The following is a 17,884-nucleotide window of genomic DNA, read 5'->3' on the forward strand; positions in this document are numbered from 1 at the left end:
ATTCATTTTATTATTGTTATAATTTTTCGTCAATTTTTAACCTTTTAGATGGTGTTGACATAATAAAAATTAAGCGTTAAAATAACTATATATTAGTAAGTAACTAATATAATTAAATCTAACTAGAGGTGAATCAAATGAAAAACATTTTATTCCGTATTAACGAATTGTCAAAAAAAGAAAAAGCAACTGGATTAACAGTTGATGAAAAACAAGAACAACAAATGTTACGTCAAAACTATACAGAAACATTTCGTGGAAGCCTAGATTCCATTTTATTAAACACAAAAATTGTTGATCAAAATGGTCTTAACGTTACACCTGCTGCATTACAAGATGCTCAAATACGTTTAAAATTAAGCAAATGAGTTCCGAGCTAAAGAATTCTAATAAAACATAAAAAGAGCTGGATTTCCTATATAGAAATTCCAGCTCTTTTTATTGTCTTTTTTAATTTAGTAAACGAGCGATACATCGCAATTCTCCACGACACAATCATCGCAAATGCAAGTAAGAAAAACATTCCGCTTAACTCTGCCAAATCAATTGATTGGCTTAAATATGACTTTAATGCCACGCGTACAGCTAATAAGCCTACTAAAATAAATATGAATGCTTTTGACGGTTTCATAAATATATGTTCGCCTTTTATTTCGAACTTAGTTGTTTTAATAAGAAAAATAGAGAAAATAAGCCCTATACTAATTGCCTCGACTATTTCTAACGATGTTAATCGAAACTCTGGTAAAAAGTACATCATTGCGCCTGTACTCATAAAAATTGGCGGCAATATAATTTTCTTTTTCGTTACCGGCTTTTTCGCTGCTTTAAAACGTAGAAACATTACCCCAACAGCCATACAAACTGCTACGACACTTGATAAAAGTGCTATCATACTTTCCACTCCTATCTATTTAAATGACTTTTTTAACAAAATCATAAACCAATAAGTAACTACATGCCACATTATAGAATTTCTTCATTATATTCCTCCTGCTGTAAACTTTCCATATTCGCTGCAATCATTTTACGCAAAGTTTATGAACGGAATATGAACAAAAAAGCCATTCTGCAATTAATAATTGCAAAATGGCTTTTTAACTTATTTTAAATCGTCAATTGTGAAAGCACCTGGAAGTAATTGCTCAACAGTCACTTCTTTTTCATCACCTTTTACATTCGTTAGTAATACAGGCATTTTCGGATCACAGAATTCAGCAATTACTTGTCTACACGCACCACATGGTGAAATCGGTCCATCAGTTTCTCCTGTAATAACTAAGTAACTAAAATCGCGCTCCCCTTCTGATACCGCTTTAAATATTGCTGTTCTTTCTGCACAGTTACATAAACCGTAAGAAGCATTTTCTATATTACAACCAGTATAGACTTTCCCTTCTTTCGTAACTAACGCTGCGCCAACAGGAAATTTAGAATACGGAATATACGCTTTCGATAACATCTTGTTTGCTTCTTCAATATATTTTTTCTTATCCATATTATTTCCCCCTCAAAGTAAATGAAATGATCATTAGTCAGTAATAACTGTATGAACTAATTTAGGAGCCACTGCTGTTTCAGCGATAGAGATGTTCTCATAAATTTTTGCTTTTACATCTTCTACATTTTCACGGTTTGCGTAGATTGTTACGAACGGCTCGCCTTCTTTTACTGCATCGCCAACTTTTTTACGTAACATTAATCCTACTGCTAAATCGATTTCATCTTCCTTCGTTGCACGACCTGCACCAAGTAACATAGCTGCAATACCAATCTCATCTGCAACAATGTTAGAAATAACACCTGAAGTTTTTGCAGGTACATCAATTACATACTTCGCTTGTGGCATTTTTTCTGGATTGTCTACAATTGAGCTATCTCCGCCTTGATTGCTTAAGAACTCTTTAAATTTCGCAGTTGCTTTTCCGTTTTTCATCACTTCAATTAGCATTTCACGAGCTTCTTCTAACGTATTTGCTTTTTTCGCAAGTACGACCATTTGACTTCCTAATACAAGTACTAATTCTGTTAAATCTTCTGGACCTTCACCTTTTAACGTATCAATTGCTTCTTTCACTTCTAGAGCATTACCAATCGCAAATCCAAGAGGTTGTGACATATCTGAAATAACTGCCATTGTTTGACGTCCTACGTTATTTCCGATACGTACCATTGCATGTGCTAATTCTTTTGCATCTTCTTCTGTTTTCATAAATGCACCAGCACCTGTTTTTACATCAAGTACGATTGCGTCAGCACCAGCTGCAATTTTTTTACTCATAATTGAACTTGCGATTAAAGGAATTGAGTTAACAGTTCCTGTTACGTCGCGTAATGCATAAATCTTTTTATCTGCAGGTGTTAAGTTTCCTGTTTGTCCAATAACAGCTACTTTGTCACGGTTTACAATATCAATGAATTGTTCTTTCGTAATTTCAACGTGGAATCCTTCTACCGCTTCTAATTTATCAATTGTTCCGCCTGTATGTCCTAAACCACGACCAGACATTTTTGCTACTGGTACATCTAAAGCAGCTACTAACGGTCCTAATACTAATGTTGTTGTATCACCAACACCGCCAGTTGAATGTTTGTCTACTTTAATTCCTTCAATTGCTGATAAGTCGATCGTTTCTCCAGACTCAACCATCGCCATCGTTAAATCTGCACGTTCGCGATCTGTCATATCTTTAAAGAAGATTGCCATTGCAAGCGCACTCACTTGATAATCAGGAATACTTCCGTCTGTATATCCATTAATAAAGAATTTGATTTCTTCAGTCGTTAATTCTTTGCCGTCACGTTTTTTTGCAATAATATCTACCATTCTCATTACAATCACCATTCCTTTTTATATTATATAAATCTATTAAAATAATAAGCCAACGATTGTTGCTGATAAGAAACTTACTAATGTTGCACCGAATAGTAATTTCAAACCAAATCTTGCGACTACATTCCCTTGCTTTTCATTTAAGCTCTTAACTGCCCCTGCAATAATCCCAATTGAAGAGAAGTTTGCAAATGAAACTAAGAATACAGAGATAATCGCTGTCGTTCTATCTGAGAAATTAAAGTTTCCTTGTGCTAAATCTGTCATAGCGACAAATTCATTTGATACTAATTTTGTTGCCATAATATTTCCGGCATTAACTGCTTCATGCCAAGGTACACCCATAATAAATGCAAATGGTGCAAATGCATAACCAAGAATTTCTTGGAATGAAATACCGATTACACCTTTAAATACTGCATTAATGAATGCGATAAGAGCAACGAAACCGACTAACATAGCTGCTACTGTAATCGCAACTTTAAATCCATCAATAATGTATTCCCCTAATACTTCAAAGAAGGTCTTCTTCTCTTCTTCTTGTACTTCTAACATATCTTCTTCCTCAGTAACTTCATATGGGTTAATGATAGAAGCAATGATGAAACCACCGAATAAGTTAAGCACTAAAGCGGTTACAACATATTGTGGTTTTAATAACACCATATATGATCCAACGATAGACATAGAAACTGTAGACATTGCTGATGCACATAATGTATACATTCTTTTCTCTGGCAATAACCCTAGTTGTTTCTTAACTGAAATAAATACTTCAGATTGTCCTAAAATCGCAGATGCAACAGCGTTATATGATTCTAGTTTCCCCATTCCATTTACTTTACTTAATGCTAGACCGATAGATTTCACAATAATAGGTAATACTTTAATATGTTGCAAAATACCTATTAAGGCTGATATAAATACGATTGGCATTAATACACTTAAAAAGAACGAAAACTCTTTTTGATTTACTAATCCACCAAATACGAAATTCACACCGTCAGCGGCATATTTTAATAGCTCTCCAAAACCATCTGCTATTCCGCTAATTAATATATTCCCTACACTTGTATTTAATAATAGAAACCCCAAAATGAATTGTAATATAACCATCGTTATGATTGGACGATATTTGACTTTCTTTCTATCATTACTAGCAAGCCAAGCGATACCTAAAATCAATACGAGGCCAAAAACACCGATTAAGTATTTCATAAGCCGTTTCCTCCCATTCGTATCCGCTTACATTTTTTTCAATTATTAAAGCAATAGATATACTTTAAACGTATATCTATTGCTTTAAGCTTTTATCGATTAGTAGTTATCTGTAGCACCTTTTGCATCATTTAATACGATTGCAACACTAGCACTTGCTCCAACGCGAGAAGCTCCAGCAGCTACCATTTTGTCTGCATCTTCACGTGTACGAACACCGCCAGATGCTTTTACACCAACGTTTGGTCCTACTGTTTTACGCATTAATGCGATATCTTCAGCAGTTGCTCCGCCAGTTGAGAATCCAGTTGAAGTTTTTACGAAATCAGCACCAGCTTTTACTGATAATTCACAAGCACGTACTTTCTCTTCATCTGTTAATAGGCAAGTTTCAATGATTACTTTTACAAGAGCTTTTCCTTTTGCTGCTTGTACTACTTCATAAATGTCTTTTTCAACAAATTCGTTATCGCCATCTTTTAAAGCGCCTACGTTGATTACCATATCAACTTCAGTTGCACCTTTTGCGATAGCATCTTTTGTTTCAAATGCTTTTGTTTCAGTAGTGCTTGCTCCTAATGGGAAACCGATTACAGTACAAACGTCTACATCATGTCCAGCTAGTTCATCAGCCGCTAATTTTACCCATGTTGGGTTAATACAAACAGAAGCGAATTTATATTCCTTTGCTTCTTCGATTACTTTCATAACATCTTCTTTAGTAGTATTAGCTTTTAAAATTGTATGGTCAATTAACTTTGCAATGTTCATTATCTTCACTCCTCATATCTTTTAACAACTTCATTCTAACTCTTAGTTGAACAAATGTAAATACACTTTTGAAATTTTGTTCATTCTTTTTTAAAAGGCATTTTCTTGTAGTAAATAAAGCGCATTCTAACAAAGAACACTTCATATATAATCAAATTTTCTATGTTAACAATGGTAGTATGTATCTCCATATCCATAATTATTTTTAAAAAAGCAATTTGTGTTCAAAAAAGACTCCTATCATTCATACATAACAAAATAAAAGGAGTTCTCAATATGTTAATTTTGAGAACTCCTTTTATTTCTAACCTTTTTGATAATGTAACAGTTCTTTTGCTGTATGCTGATCGATAATTAATACATTCGCATACCCGCCACGTAACGCACCATCAATTGCTTTTATTTTTCTATTACCACCTGCAACTAAAATAGAGCGTTTCTTTAATTTCAGTTCCTCTAACTCAATTCCAATGGTACGCTTATTGATTTCTTCGCTACTAATATTTCCGTCTCCATCAAAGAAACGTGAACAAATGTCACCGACCGATTGTTTTTTGAGTAAATTTGTTTCATCCTTATCGAAATAACCTAATCGGAATAATAACGCTTCGTCTCGCACTGTTCCTACAGTAAAAATTGCAATATTCGCTTGTTTTCCCATTTCGATAATGTGATGAATATGTCGATCCTGCTCCACTAATTCTTTTGTCACTGCATTATCAAATATAACTGGAAGAGGTAGATTTCTTGGCGTCGTTTGAAAAGCATCTGCAAATAAAGCTATCGTCTCATTCGCATATGTATTTACACTTGAATGACTAATACCACCTTTTAGCTGGACAACCTCTACCCCTTTTACATGTTGCGGTACGATTTTTCTAGCGATTTCATACATCGTCATTCCCCAGCTTACACCAACAATATCACCGTTTTTAACCGTCTTTTCCATATACTCAGCAGCATATTTACTTATATACTCTGTAATCGTTGCATATTCCGGTACTGGAGAAAACACAACATGTGCCTCTAACAAGTTGTACTTTTCTTTCAGTAAATTCCCAACGTTATCTAAATCCGCAAATGGATCGGCGATGCTAATTTGAACAAACCCTTTTTCTTTCGCGTACTTTAACAATCTAGAAATCGTCGGTCTTGAAATATTTAATTTGTTAGCAATTTCTTGCTGACTATAATCTGATTGATAATATAATCTTGCAACTTCAACGCTTAATTGTTGTTTATCTTTTTCCATAGTAACTCATTACAAATCCCTTCCTGTATTTCCCTTTCGTTACAAGCATTATACAGCTTTATGCAAAAAAATTCGACTACCGAATTTTATCTAACTGAACTTCTATTCCACTTATTATATACAATGAAACCTTATTGTGTAGATTTACAAACCCAATATAGAAACACTTACAACATATAAATCAGTTTATATGTAATTCATTCTTTATTGCTTTTCCTGTAGTAACGATAACAAAGCCGTTCAATAAGAAACATGAAACATCGTCTAAAAGCTATTCAAATACCCCTCATAAACAAAAGATACTGTTCATAAGGGGTATGTATTCAATTTAAGTTTATAAAAATCGGATGGAAACACTGCAAGTTCTCACTTATTTAGAATAAGAGAAAAGATGATGTTTTATTTGTTCAATAAAATAATGATGGTGTATATTATCGTTAGATACGCGACTTGCCATAATAGCTCCCTCCATTGAAGATGCAAGAAAAGAAGCGAGCGATATAATATCTATATCTTCTTTAAGTTCTTGTTTCTCTATTCCTTCTTTTATGAGAGAAGCCATTAACATTACTGTATCATCATAACCTTTTGCTGCTGCTTTTTGTAATTCTGGAAATACTCCAGTACTTTCAATTGCGCTATTAAGTAATGGACAGCCTCCAGCAATAGGAGGATTATTAGCTGCATCTTGATATACAAGGAAAATTGCAAGAATTTTATCGATTGCTGTCTTTTTATTTTCCATTGCTTTATGAAAATGACTCCACATAATCTCACCACTTTTGTCATAGGCAGCAAGGACAATTTCTTCTTTACTTTTGAATCTACGATAAATAGATCCTTTAGGTAGTTCAGTAGCTGTCATTATATCCTGTATGGATGTGCGAGTTATCCCATTAGTATTAAATAAATATAAAGATGTTTCAATAATTTTTTCTTTAATCTTATCAACTTTAGTCATACTTTGTAATCCTCCTAATAAAAACGAGCTTAATATTCCAGGTGATATTTACCATCTATTTTCTTGAATTTTTTTGTAAGTATAAATAAGTTTGGAACAAAAATATATTATCCATCCCTATATTATGTGAACCTCAAACCATACAGTTTGAAAAGAGGTAATCAAATTGTATTACCTATATCATTAAAATGAATTTTCTGTCAAAATTAACATGTCCAATTATTTAATTCAGTCCTGTTATACAACTAATTTCACCTACAATCGTAGAAGGTGTAAAAATATATAGTTAATTTTAACGTATAGACTATGATTATTATATATAATTTTTATTAATATGTTTAGCTAAAGTGTTTGAACTACTCCCACTTTCACTTCGTATATTAGGATATCTCCCGCAGTCCTTGCAGTTAAAAGCCTTATCACTTCATTCTATAAAAAGCTAATTGTCAAAAATTAATGAGTACTGAAATTTGCTTGTAAATAAGCAACTGAGATATAAATATATTTGTTATTTACCATTTTTATTTTATTAATAATTTATAAAAGGGGTTTAAAAAACTAGAAACTTATAGTATCATTAGTTTCCGAACCGAACGGTCCGGTTCGGTATTAAATAAATATATTTTAGAAGGAGAACCTAATGCAACAAGAAAAATCAAAGATTCTAAGTAATTTCATTATGGAGGTAATAAAGTGAGCTTTATAAAAATGAATACAAAAGAACTTGTTATGCTAATAGTTTATATACTGTTTGCACTACTTCAAATTGGCTTGTTCATATTATTTGGCATCTCCCTTTTAACTAACAGCAACTTAGTTGAATCAGAATTTGCTCTTAGTGCCATCGGTTTGACTGTACCTGCTATTGTAGGAATCATTTTCTTTAGGAAAGAAATTATTGAAAGTTTTACTTATTTTAAAGAGAAAACAATTTTGAAAATAGTAAGCATTCCTATGGTAGTTTTACTTATGATAATTGTGGAAAATTCTATTATGCATTTTCTAAATACAGGTCAGCCAGAGAACCAAGAACAGATCCTTACAAATGGCGCAGAGATGCCTATTATATTCACATTACTTCTATTTGGGATTATAGGACCAATAATTGAAGAAATTATATTTCGTCATATATTAGTAAATCGTTTTTCGGAATATGTTGGTACTGCTATTGCATCCATCGTTTCGATTATAATTTTTGCAGGTCTTCATTCAAATCAACTTTCGGATCTTGCTATATATTTACCTGGCACAGTGATGCTTACTGCGGCTTATCTTATTTCTAATAGATCCCTTGCATATGTTATAGCGATACATATGTTAAACAATTTTATTCCTTTTATTTAATTGCATATGTCATAACAAGACATATGTAATTGAAGGTTTTGATGCAAAAATACTCTATGTTTCTATCGAGTATTTTTGGCACCAGAACCACTTTTTCTAAGGCATAAGAAATCTTATCAAAACTACAACTTATTAGGAGAGTGTCAGTCATGATTGTAACAACAACTTCTGGAATTCAAGGTAAAGAAATTATTGAGTATATTGATATTGTAAATGGTGAAGCTATTATGGGTGCAAACATTGTCCGCGATTTATTCGCTTCAGTTCGTGATGTTGTCGGTGGCCGTGCTGGTGCTTATGAAAGTAAGCTAAAAGACGCTCGTGATATTGCAATGGACGAAATGAAAGAACTTGCAAAACAAAAAGGTGCGAACGCTATCGTCGGCATTGACGTAGATTACGAAGTTGTACGTGATGGAATGTTAATGGTTGCTGTCAGTGGTACAGCTGTACGTATATAAGTAAATAAAAAAACGGTTCCTCCCTTGGAATTTATACTTTGAGGAGGGGCCTGGTTCTGTTGCAGATTTTAAAGAATAAAAAGAGATGTTGATAAAGCATTATACGTCGAAAAAACACAGTTTGAGTGTAAACTGTGTTTTTTTATATAGAAGCCTCATCCCATCACTATCAAGCTAAAATTTTGTGTTAACTTATAAAAAATGTACATTTTTTACTTTGGGGTAATTTTGAATCCTTAAGCTTATGGGCATGTGCTGGTACCCTCTAATACTGTACAAATTTTTTATAAATGGTTGTAAGGTTCTACGTTTTTGACCATTCTGTACAACGATAACTTTGGTTTATTGATTTCACCTGTAATCTGGTAGCCTATCCTCTGATACAATTTAATGGCAAGTTGGTTCTCTTTCTTTACCGTTAGAGAGCATTTGGCAAAGCCTTGCAGCGAAGCTTGTTCCTCAGCAAACTCAATTAATCTGGTACCTATCCCTAGTCCTCGACTTTCGGGCAGTAAGGCAATTGTTCCGATGTGAAACTCGTCATCTTCTCCCTCCCTCAAGGTAAACATGGAATAAAGCATTTTGATATTCAGAATGTTATAAACAACAAAACCCAGCTTTCGGAACGAAAGCAGCTGTTTAAAAGTGGGCCAGGCAAGACGATTTAAAACGGGTATGGGATAGCAAGTAATCATCCCTAAAGTTTTCCCGTCCATTTGAGCTTCATAGGCGTATTGATGACTAAAACGGTTGTTCTCCTGCCGCCATAGCTTACAAAATGTCCAATCGACTGTGTTCTTCTCCTCAGATCCTGCAAGTGGAAACGCCATGTATTCCAATGCCATTACATTTAGCTGGGCGCCGACCATGGATTGATGAACAGCCTTTACAATAGAGATTTTATTCATTATCCTATTGCTCCTTTTCACTTTCTATATTATTAATATTAATTATCATGGATTTGAATTTGAATCAGTTCACTTCCCTCTCAATTCATCCTTAGCTTTGAAACCATAATAAAATGTATTTAAAACAAGCTCTGCAGCAGATTTTTTAGCCACATTTCCTTCATGTACCTGTTCCCAGGTATGGAAAAGCAGAGCATAAAGCGTATTCAAAATCCATTCACTGCTAACTGTTTGCTGAAAGTAACCTCTTTGTTGTAGCAATTCAATAACGCGTCTTAAGGGTTCCCTCAGCTTCTCTTCTGCTTCACCTAATTCTTTGTTGTTAAATACAGATGCATCATGACCTAGAAAATAGATTTTGTCACCTAAAGGGATTAACGCTTCAATGAGTTCCGGGATATAGTTTTCGCTTCTTTCCTCATCCAGTGGAATCTGGTTTACAGTATCACTTACCAGTTGTATAGCCCGATGGCCCAAGAACAGCATCAATTTCTCCCTGCTTTCGACGTAGCGATGGAGTGTAGCAATTCCAATTCCCGCATATTCCGCAATTTCATTCATCGAAGCAGTAGGATTTTCAACAAGCAATATAGTAGCTGAATCAAGAATTGCATTAAATCTCGCTTCCTTCAACGCTGACAAGTCTTTCTTCATCGTCAATCTCTCCCTTTTTCTATATAAAGTCGTCATTTTTGATAGATAAATATATCATTTGATATTATAATAAACAATCTCAAATAAAGTGTCCAGCTGCTGAATGTAGCTTTTCAAAAAGAATTATATTCCTGAAACTGATAGTACTTTGAATGTTTCATTTTTAGTATTTCATTATTTAGATAACGATGAAGAAATTAAATTCTTTAATGTAATAAATACAAGAGCCAAAGGAAATGGTACGAGTTACTTTCTGCATAAAGTTATCGGTTTATTTTAAAATTCACTTCCGGGTATTGGGTTATCAGCCTTTTAAGGGTTGAGCCGTCATCCTTCTGTTTTACATACTGGTCAAAAAATGCCAGGCTGAATTCGTTAATAATACGATGAACTTCCTTTGGATTTTCACCTGGGCTCTGCAACAGAGGTGAGAACAAATGTAAATCGGTAAAGCTTGTATGATCCGTATGAGGAATGACCATTGACATACCACCGCCAGCTAACCCGCGTCCGTATCGCTCCCTCACTTCAAAGGGATCTGCTTCATCAGGCTCTTCTGCATTCATGAGCAGAAATGGTTTTCCAATGCCACTTTCAGGCAAGATTTCACCATACAATGTACCATCCATATTGATAGCTGCTTTGACACGAGAATCTTTTGCAAGTATTTGTGCTGCGGTAGCTCCACCGTAAGAGTGGCCAAACATTCCAATTCGCGAGGTATCCAGTCTTCCTGTAAAGAAACCGGTCTCATCGTTTTCGTTAAGTTTCTCTATCTGATTAAGGACAAAGCTGACATCTTCCTCCCATAATTTTATGTGACTATCTCCTTCATCAGTTAAATTGATGGGCTGTACGTAAGCAGTTCGACCACCTGGAAAGACGGTAGCTGCAGCATCAAAGGTATGATCGATACTTAGAACAATATATCCTTGACTAGCCAACTCCTCAACTTGAAACGTGTTTTGATTACGAAAACCATTAAAACCATGAGAGAAGAGTAATATGGGATAGTGATTCTCTGAGTCTGAGAGTTGTAAATCCATAAACGAATGAGACTTTACCAATTCCATGTGGCTGAATGCAAATGCAGGAATAGACAATGTTTTTTCCAATCCCTTGGAGAGCTCATTTATGTTACGAATATAAGGTTCTGGATCCCCCTTGCTTTTTTCAGCTGCAGGATACCAAATTTGCACCATCAGTTCGCGCCGATCGTTTGGATTTTTTGAATATGGTTCATTTCTCTGATGATCAACCCAATGATATAGCTTCGTACCGACCCTATGTGGACCAGTTGGTTCTTCAAATGAAAATACTGGCATAAGTAAGGGTAACGCAACTGCTACAGACAAATAGATACATAGTAACGAAGTCTTAACTATGAATATACCCGAACTTCTAAAGCCCTTTTTCCGCCCAGCTAATAAATAGCATAAAATTAAGATAACTGGGGATACATATGCCGGAATCATCTGCCACCTAAAACCTTCTGCCAATAACTGAACTGTAACCATTACAACGGCAATCAAAGTAGCTAATTTAGACCACTTTTTCGTTTCTCTGCCTATTAACAGTATCCAACTCAATAGACTAAAATTCACTACTATCAAAACAACTTCCCAGAAATTCATTGGCCTATCTCCTTTGCATGCATTTTATTTCTAATTAAAGAGGTAGTTTTCAGCCTAAGCAAAAGCAGATGAAACACCTATATAGTTGCACTAATTATGCTTAGTAACCGTTTCATCCACTCTACTCCTTTATTCAAATTAAAAACTTAAAATGCCCAGCTACCTTTACAGAAAATTGGTTCTACAGTTCCATCTGGTAGAATACCGTCGATGTCCATCTCACTGCTGCCAATCATAAAGTCCTCATGTGTTACTGAAATATTTGCCCCTAACGTTTCAAGCTGATCGTTTTCTAAATCTCTTCCACCCTCTAAGCAAGTTGGATAAGCTTTACCAATCGCTAAATGGTTCGATGCATTTTCATCAAACAATGTATTAAAATATAAAATTCCCGATGCTGAAATTGGTGATTCATGTGGTACAAGTGCTACTTCACCTAAATAGCAAGAGCCTTCATCCACATTAATAAGCTCTTGTAATAAATCATGTCCTACCTGTGCTTCAGCTTTAACAATTTTTCCTTCTTCAAATGTCAGTTTAAAGCCATCGATAATATTCCCTTGATAAACTAATGGTTTTGTATTGCTTACATAGCCATTTACACCTTGTTTCATCGGTAACGTATAAACCTCTTCTGTCGGCATATTAGCCATAAAGATAGTATCATCAGGAGTTTTACCACCTCCAGTAACCCATTTATGCTGTGGTGCTAATGCAATTGTTAAATCAGTACCTGGCGCTGTATAGTGAAGCTTCATATATTTTTTATCGTTCAGTAGGACCGCACGAGATTCTAAATTTGTTACATGTTCACGCCATTTTTCAATAGTACTGCCTTCACCAATACGAACAGCTTTAAAAATAGCCTCCCATAATGCTGGTACTTGATCCTCTGCTGCTAAATCCGGGAACACCTTCGATGCCCACTTTGGTGAAGGAACTGCTACCATCGACCAAGCTATTGAATCCTTCATTACGGCGTTGCGATTGTTTCTCAGAGCAGCTCCTGCTACCTTTTGATAGGTAGCTAGACGATCAGATGAAATACCTGTAAATTTATCAGGATCTGTAGCATCTATCATTAATAGTGCTCCTTTACGTTCGATCAGCTCATCATTCATTTTGACTATCCACTCTGGGAAGCGATTAAATTCTTCATCTGAGGCATAATCAAAGTAAGCACGTTCCATTTCTTCATCCGAAAAATTAACATGAACACGCCCTGCCCCAGCCTTATAAGCCTCTTTCACAACTATACGGGCGAAATCCAATGCATCCACTGATGTATTGACTAATAAGTATTGCCCTGGTTGAATATTGACACCGATTTTCACCGTAAGTTCTGCATATGCTTGTAATTTTTCTTCAAAAGTCATATTATTTACCTCGCTTTTATTAAATTGGTTTTGAATTCCCCTCACTAACTTACTTTCTGAACAGGTTTTCTCAGAATTTCCATTTCCCATTTTTTATTAGAACATGATAACAACTAATGGATTTTTTCTACTACTCATATATTTAATTTCTAAACTTTGATTCAATTAATATTGATTTGTTTTTCAAAAAATCTAATCGAAGGGTATCAAACACTACATAAAGTTATAGAGTTCTTTATTGTGAAAGCTCACTCATTTCTTCCCAATCTTTTCAATGCTGCTGTACCTAAAGACTTACCATCAATGGGGCGTTTAACATTCTCAATCACTCCTTTATCTTTACAAAAGCATTTTTGATAGATAAACATATCATTTGACATAAGATTAAATCATTTTAAATGAATTATCAAGCCATAAAATTTAATTTTTAAAAAATTCGGTAAAAAACCATATAAAAATAGATTCTATCAAAGGGAGCGATAACGAAAAGATTTTTATACACACATGGATAAAACACATGACAAACTTATATATAATTGCAAGTTCAACTCTCACAAAAAACAGGATAAAAAAATAAACAGCAGAACTAGTCCACTGTTTACTTCGCCACGCCTTCATGTAATTTTTCTGTATAATCCTTTACATCTTTCCAGCTATCTTTCGCTGTATGTAAATCTTCTTTTATAAACGTAAACTCTTCCGGACTAATTCCTTTTACGTTTTGTAGTAAATTATTATATTTTGCACCTACTGTATACCATTGATTTGATATGTTTTGTAGTGCTGTAATTGCTGCATCAATTGTTTCTGTCATATTTGTTGTTTTATTTTTTACATCAGTCAAAATTAAGACTTCTGCTTGCGCTCCTGAAATTCTATCTTTTAAATTAGCGATTTCTCTTTCTGCATTTGCGATATCTTTTTTCGCAACCGCGATCATCGGCCCGCCAGCAAGACATGTTATTAATGCTACACAAAGTACGCCACCAGCAATGACCATATCATTACTCTTTTTAATCGAATCGTTATATGTATTTATTTGTTGCTCTAGAGCTGGAATACCAGCATTCGTACTTGCCAATATCGCTGTTAACTGATTTGTATCTTCTTTGAAACTATTTGTATCTTTCGCCATTCTATTGCGAAAAGCTTTCAAATTTCCTAATAATCCATCTAACTCATTTTGATTCTTTACAATATCTGCATACAACTTTTCTAAATCCGCTTTTAATTTTCCGCTATCCTTTTGATCAATCGCTATTAACATGTCATTATAATACGATTGAAAAGTATTATTGTAATTTATAATATTTTGATCTGTTTTCATAATTTGAGGCTTCATATTATTTAACCAATATGCTGCATTAATTTTTGCATCTCTTTGATGCTGAATCATATTTCCTTTAAATTCACTATTAATCGAACTTATTTTACTTAAATCCGTCTCTTGTTGATTTTGAATTAATTTTGCATATGAATCCATTGCAAATATGCTTGATGTCGTTTGTGCCATTACATCTTGGAATCCTGCTGGTCCAAGAGAATAGTTTTTCACATTTTCTTGTAGCACCGTTACATTTTGTTCTGCTGCAAAAGGATGTAAAGGAAATGCGTTACTCGTTGCCACCCCAGCAATCATTACCGCTAAAAGACATTTTTTATAAAATCGTTTCTGCATATTTTTCACCTATTCTCTTTATAAGGATATCAAAAGCTCCTGCTCACAACTGAACAGGAGCTTCAAATCATTCATCAACACTTAACGCCCTAACGATTCGTATTCGATTATGCTTTTTTCGTATCTACTATTTTAATATCTTCAGCATAAATCTTTTCTGCATAGTCTTTAATGTTTTTCCAGCTATCTTTCGCAATGTTTAAATCTTCTTTAATGAAAACAAGATCGTTTGGACTAATTGAATCCACATTTTGAAGTAAAGAATTGTATTTTGATCCCATTGTGTACCATTGGTTTGAAATATTTTGTAACGCTGTAATTGCAGTATCAATTGTATTTGTTAAATACTCTGTTTGTGTTTTAATGTTCGTTAATCCTGCTACTTCTAATTGCGCAGTTGTAACTTGTCCTGTTATCTTTTGAATTTCTGCTTGTGCATTATCAAGCTCTTTCTTCGCTAATACGATTCCAGCTGTACCACCGCCTACAGCTGCTGCACCACCTGCAATTAATGCTACTCCTAGCGGTGTTCCTGCACCCGTAGCAATAACTACTGCACCACCGATAATTGCAATTGGTCCTAGAGCTGTCGCAACAGATGAACCGATAATAATTGCATTATATTTACTAATCGCTTCATTGTACGTTGTAATTTGATTTTGCAGAAGCGGAATTCCTGCATCTTGACTAGCTAATATAGATGTAATTTGATTTGCATCACCCTTGAAGTTTTGCGTATCCGAAGTCATTTTATTTCGGAATTTCTTCAAGTCTTCTACTAACTGATCCACTTGCGCTTTATTTTCATTAATACTACTTGATAATCTAGTTAAGCCTTTCGTAAGAGTCGCTTTATCCTTTGCATCAACTGCAGCAACTAAAGTATCATAATAGTTTTGGAATTTCGTATTGTAGTTAATGATATTTTGATTCGTTGAAATAAGCTGTGGTTTTAATACATCTAACCATTGCTTCGCATTTCCTCTAGCTGTATCTTGGTGCTGAATTACTTTCCCTTTTAAAGCCGCATCAACAGACGATACATTTCCAAAGTTAACATTACCTTGTTTAATAATTGTTAAAGCGTACAGATCCATTACTAAAGCATTTGAACCTGTTCTTTCCATTGCATCTTTCAAGCCTTCTGGTCCTAATGAGTATTCTTCATAGTCATTATAAGCTTTTGCTACCGCATGAACTGGAGCTTGTTTCACTGTACTTTCAGCTGCATACGTATGAGCCGGCATAATATTTCCTGCTGCAAATACTGCCATCAGTGCTGATAGAGCCATTACTTTATAAGGTTTTTTTGTCATTTTTCTTCTCTCCCTATATCGCTAATTATTTTTCTGTTTAATGTACTTCAACGTTTGTAACGTAATCTTCAAATTGATTTGTTTGCTTATTCATTTCATCACTTACTTTTTTAATTTGATTGAAATGTTTTTGAAGTAAACTACTGTCTGTATACGTACCTTCTTCAACATTTGTTTGAATTTGAATCATATTATTATTTAAAACTTTCCAATCCGTTAATAACGTTTCTAAAGTTGTAATTTGACGATCAATTAATTCTGTAAAGCTATTTACTTGATCTTCAACGAATGTAATTTGAGTCGCCTCTGCTTCAGTTTGTGATAACTTTTGAATAAGTGGTAATAACTCTTTTTGCTTTTGTTGAATGCGAAGAGCTGCTTCTCTCGTTTGACTATCTGCAGCATTTACAATTTCATTACTTAAAGTACCGATAGAAACAAAATCGATTGTTTTCGTTTGTGCAGTTTGATTTGTGATTGTAAATACTTGTTTACCGATATTAATAGAACCTTTAATGATTTCTTGAGGTCTATTCAAAATAGTAGTTAGTTCAGCTTGAATTTCCCCTTGAATTCTTTTAATATCTTCTCTTAATTTCACAATATCTCCACTTGATCCTTGCAGTGTTTTTATTGCTTCATCGGCTTTAATTGATAAGTTGTTACTATCTTTGTCTAATACTGTTTTAAATCGATTTAACTCTAATAAATCTTGCTCCATACTCTCTTGGATGCTTTGTACTTGCAATTGTAATTTTCCATATGCACTCATAAAATCTGCTTTTGCTTGCTGATCTTCATTTACGTTTCCTGCTAGTTCATAGAGCTTACTATAATAGCTATTAAATCTAGTGCTGTATCTCATCATTTCTTGATTTAAGTCAATTAGCTTCGGATTATATTCATCAATCCATTCTCGTACATTCGCCTTTGCAAACTTTTGATGATTCGTTAAGCTACTCATCGCATTTACCTTAATGTCTGGCTGTTGCAAGATAATTAATCCGTATGCTTGAATAAGCGGTGATTGTGATCCTAACATTCTAATTGAATTGGATAATGTATTTGGAGCAATTACATTTTGCGCATATACTGTTTTCACTTCTGTTTGCCCCTCCTTAGCGTAAGCGCTTACAGGAATGAAGCAACTCGTAGATACTGCTGTAACCAATAACCCTGTAATTAAAGTCTTTTTCACTTTAACTCCTCCTATGTATTAGCAACTATTACTATCGCATTTTATTATTCTATTTTCTTGCCCATAATTTGAGATGATTAAAATAGAGAACGTTCTCACCGTGATCCATGTATGAACCACCTCTCTCGTATTGCTACAGTACTTACTTATCGTCACAAAACATTTTATTATTTTTCATATGTGTTTAGTATGAATAACATTGTATAAATTTTCTATTTTATAGAAATTCCCACATTCACATAGTGAATATATTACGTAAAAATATTATTCATTTCAAACT

17 protein-coding genes are annotated in these 17,884 nt (G+C 34.2%); 3 read left to right on the top strand and 14 right to left on the bottom strand.

Annotation, left to right across the window (positions count from 1 at the left end; all coding sequences use genetic code 11):
- The first annotated feature begins 137 nt into the window (after positions 1 to 137).
- Positions 138 to 368 (top strand): DUF896 domain-containing protein, encoded by a 231-nt coding sequence (locus ACTFR3_RS07465; RefSeq protein ID WP_000789782.1) that lies wholly within the window; start codon positions 138 to 140, stop codon positions 366 to 368.
- A gap of 47 nt (positions 369 to 415) precedes the next feature.
- Here ACTFR3_RS07465 and ACTFR3_RS07470 read toward each other — a convergent pair whose 3' ends face one another.
- From ACTFR3_RS07470 to ACTFR3_RS07500, 7 genes are all read right to left on the bottom strand, one after another.
- Entirely contained in the window at positions 416 to 895 is a 480-nt protein-coding gene (locus ACTFR3_RS07470; RefSeq protein WP_000561075.1) for a CcdC family protein, read from the bottom strand.
- A 207-nt stretch (positions 896 to 1,102) separates the two neighbouring features.
- Positions 1,103 to 1,498, bottom strand: coding sequence for a cytidine deaminase (locus tag ACTFR3_RS07475; RefSeq protein WP_000358545.1), 396 nt, complete (start codon positions 1,496 to 1,498; stop codon positions 1,103 to 1,105).
- Between the two features lie 33 nt (positions 1,499 to 1,531).
- Entirely contained in the window at positions 1,532 to 2,833 is a 1,302-nt protein-coding gene (locus ACTFR3_RS07480) for a pyrimidine-nucleoside phosphorylase (protein WP_002093946.1), read from the bottom strand.
- Between the two features lie 36 nt (positions 2,834 to 2,869).
- Positions 2,870 to 4,051 carry a NupC/NupG family nucleoside CNT transporter gene (locus tag ACTFR3_RS07485; protein ID WP_000876188.1) on the bottom strand — a complete coding sequence of 394 codons (1,182 nt, stop codon included), beginning with the start codon at positions 4,049 to 4,051 and terminating at the stop codon, positions 2,870 to 2,872.
- A gap of 99 nt (positions 4,052 to 4,150) precedes the next feature.
- The gene (gene deoC / locus ACTFR3_RS07490; RefSeq protein ID WP_001017440.1) at positions 4,151 to 4,822 is read right to left on the bottom strand and encodes a deoxyribose-phosphate aldolase; all 672 of its coding nucleotides are present in this window, start codon (positions 4,820 to 4,822) and stop codon (positions 4,151 to 4,153) included.
- A 304-nt stretch (positions 4,823 to 5,126) separates the two neighbouring features.
- Positions 5,127 to 6,074 (bottom strand): sugar-binding transcriptional regulator, encoded by a 948-nt coding sequence (locus tag ACTFR3_RS07495; RefSeq protein ID WP_000409781.1) that lies wholly within the window; start codon positions 6,072 to 6,074, stop codon positions 5,127 to 5,129.
- 370 nt (positions 6,075 to 6,444) lie between these two features.
- The gene (locus ACTFR3_RS07500) at positions 6,445 to 7,035 is read right to left on the bottom strand and encodes a TetR/AcrR family transcriptional regulator (protein WP_000169640.1); all 591 of its coding nucleotides are present in this window, start codon (positions 7,033 to 7,035) and stop codon (positions 6,445 to 6,447) included.
- 693 nt (positions 7,036 to 7,728) lie between these two features.
- Between ACTFR3_RS07500 and ACTFR3_RS07505 the strand changes: the two genes are divergently transcribed.
- Positions 7,729 to 8,379, top strand: coding sequence for a CPBP family glutamic-type intramembrane protease (locus tag ACTFR3_RS07505; protein ID WP_000008141.1), 651 nt, complete (start codon positions 7,729 to 7,731; stop codon positions 8,377 to 8,379).
- Positions 8,380 to 8,528: 149 nt separating this feature from the next.
- Positions 8,529 to 8,840: a heavy metal-binding domain-containing protein gene (locus ACTFR3_RS07510; RefSeq protein WP_000637505.1), complete on the top strand. Its 312-nt coding sequence runs from the start codon at positions 8,529 to 8,531 to the stop codon at positions 8,838 to 8,840.
- 284 nt (positions 8,841 to 9,124) lie between these two features.
- On the opposite strand, the gene ACTFR3_RS07515 is transcribed toward ACTFR3_RS07510, so the two are convergent.
- From ACTFR3_RS07515 to nheA, 7 genes are all read right to left on the bottom strand, one after another.
- Entirely contained in the window at positions 9,125 to 9,748 is a 624-nt protein-coding gene (locus ACTFR3_RS07515) for a GNAT family N-acetyltransferase (RefSeq protein WP_001033857.1), read from the bottom strand.
- Positions 9,749 to 9,817: 69 nt separating this feature from the next.
- Positions 9,818 to 10,402: a TetR/AcrR family transcriptional regulator gene (locus ACTFR3_RS07520; protein WP_000710981.1), complete on the bottom strand. Its 585-nt coding sequence runs from the start codon at positions 10,400 to 10,402 to the stop codon at positions 9,818 to 9,820.
- Positions 10,403 to 10,665: 263 nt separating this feature from the next.
- Positions 10,666 to 12,036 (bottom strand): alpha/beta hydrolase family protein, encoded by a 1,371-nt coding sequence (locus ACTFR3_RS07525; protein ID WP_001012297.1) that lies wholly within the window; start codon positions 12,034 to 12,036, stop codon positions 10,666 to 10,668.
- A 146-nt stretch (positions 12,037 to 12,182) separates the two neighbouring features.
- Complete coding sequence (locus ACTFR3_RS07530; RefSeq protein ID WP_088362310.1) at positions 12,183 to 13,412, bottom strand: aminopeptidase; 1,230 nt, start codon at positions 13,410 to 13,412, stop codon at positions 12,183 to 12,185.
- 598 nt (positions 13,413 to 14,010) lie between these two features.
- Positions 14,011 to 15,090, bottom strand: a complete 1,080-nt coding sequence (gene nheC, locus ACTFR3_RS07535) for a non-hemolytic enterotoxin subunit C (RefSeq protein WP_440044326.1) — start codon at positions 15,088 to 15,090, stop codon at positions 14,011 to 14,013.
- A 107-nt stretch (positions 15,091 to 15,197) separates the two neighbouring features.
- A complete protein-coding gene (gene nheB / locus ACTFR3_RS07540; RefSeq protein ID WP_255913579.1) occupies positions 15,198 to 16,406 on the bottom strand; it encodes a non-hemolytic enterotoxin NHE subunit B in 1,209 nt (402 codons plus the stop codon).
- 37 nt (positions 16,407 to 16,443) lie between these two features.
- Positions 16,444 to 17,604, bottom strand: coding sequence for a non-hemolytic enterotoxin NHE subunit A (gene nheA, locus ACTFR3_RS07545; RefSeq protein ID WP_000751828.1), 1,161 nt, complete (start codon positions 17,602 to 17,604; stop codon positions 16,444 to 16,446).
- Between the last annotated feature and the right edge of the window lie 280 nt (positions 17,605 to 17,884).

Origin of the sequence: Bacillus cereus group sp. MYBK14-1, assembly GCF_051916885.1 — a bacterium.
Classification (GTDB): Bacteria; Bacillota; Bacilli; order Bacillales; family Bacillaceae_G; genus Bacillus_A; species Bacillus_A cereus.

Excerpts from the sequence above, each read along its gene's own strand:
- ACTFR3_RS07470 (WP_000561075.1), bottom strand. The coding sequence starts at position 895 with ATGATAGCACTTTTATCAAGTGTCGTAGCAGTTTGTATGGCTGTTGGG.
- ACTFR3_RS07520 (WP_000710981.1), bottom strand. The coding sequence starts at position 10,402 with ATGAAGAAAGACTTGTCAGCGTTGAAGGAAGCGAGATTTAATGCAATT.
- ACTFR3_RS07525 (WP_001012297.1), bottom strand. The coding sequence starts at position 12,036 with ATGAATTTCTGGGAAGTTGTTTTGATAGTAGTGAATTTTAGTCTATTG.
- ACTFR3_RS07475 (WP_000358545.1), bottom strand. The coding sequence starts at position 1,498 with ATGGATAAGAAAAAATATATTGAAGAAGCAAACAAGATGTTATCGAAA.
- ACTFR3_RS07530 (WP_088362310.1), bottom strand. The coding sequence starts at position 13,412 with ATGACTTTTGAAGAAAAATTACAAGCATATGCAGAACTTACGGTGAAA.
- ACTFR3_RS07495 (WP_000409781.1), bottom strand. The coding sequence starts at position 6,074 with ATGGAAAAAGATAAACAACAATTAAGCGTTGAAGTTGCAAGATTATAT.
- ACTFR3_RS07485 (WP_000876188.1), bottom strand. The coding sequence starts at position 4,051 with ATGAAATACTTAATCGGTGTTTTTGGCCTCGTATTGATTTTAGGTATC.
- ACTFR3_RS07515 (WP_001033857.1), bottom strand. The coding sequence starts at position 9,748 with ATGAATAAAATCTCTATTGTAAAGGCTGTTCATCAATCCATGGTCGGC.
- ACTFR3_RS07465 (WP_000789782.1), top strand. The coding sequence starts at position 138 with ATGAAAAACATTTTATTCCGTATTAACGAATTGTCAAAAAAAGAAAAA.
- ACTFR3_RS07510 (WP_000637505.1), top strand. The coding sequence starts at position 8,529 with ATGATTGTAACAACAACTTCTGGAATTCAAGGTAAAGAAATTATTGAG.
- nheC (WP_440044326.1), bottom strand. The coding sequence starts at position 15,090 with ATGCAGAAACGATTTTATAAAAAATGTCTTTTAGCGGTAATGATTGCT.
- deoC (WP_001017440.1), bottom strand. The coding sequence starts at position 4,822 with ATGAACATTGCAAAGTTAATTGACCATACAATTTTAAAAGCTAATACT.
- ACTFR3_RS07500 (WP_000169640.1), bottom strand. The coding sequence starts at position 7,035 with ATGACTAAAGTTGATAAGATTAAAGAAAAAATTATTGAAACATCTTTA.
- nheB (WP_255913579.1), bottom strand. The coding sequence starts at position 16,406 with ATGACAAAAAAACCTTATAAAGTAATGGCTCTATCAGCACTGATGGCA.
- ACTFR3_RS07480 (WP_002093946.1), bottom strand. The coding sequence starts at position 2,833 with ATGAGAATGGTAGATATTATTGCAAAAAAACGTGACGGCAAAGAATTA.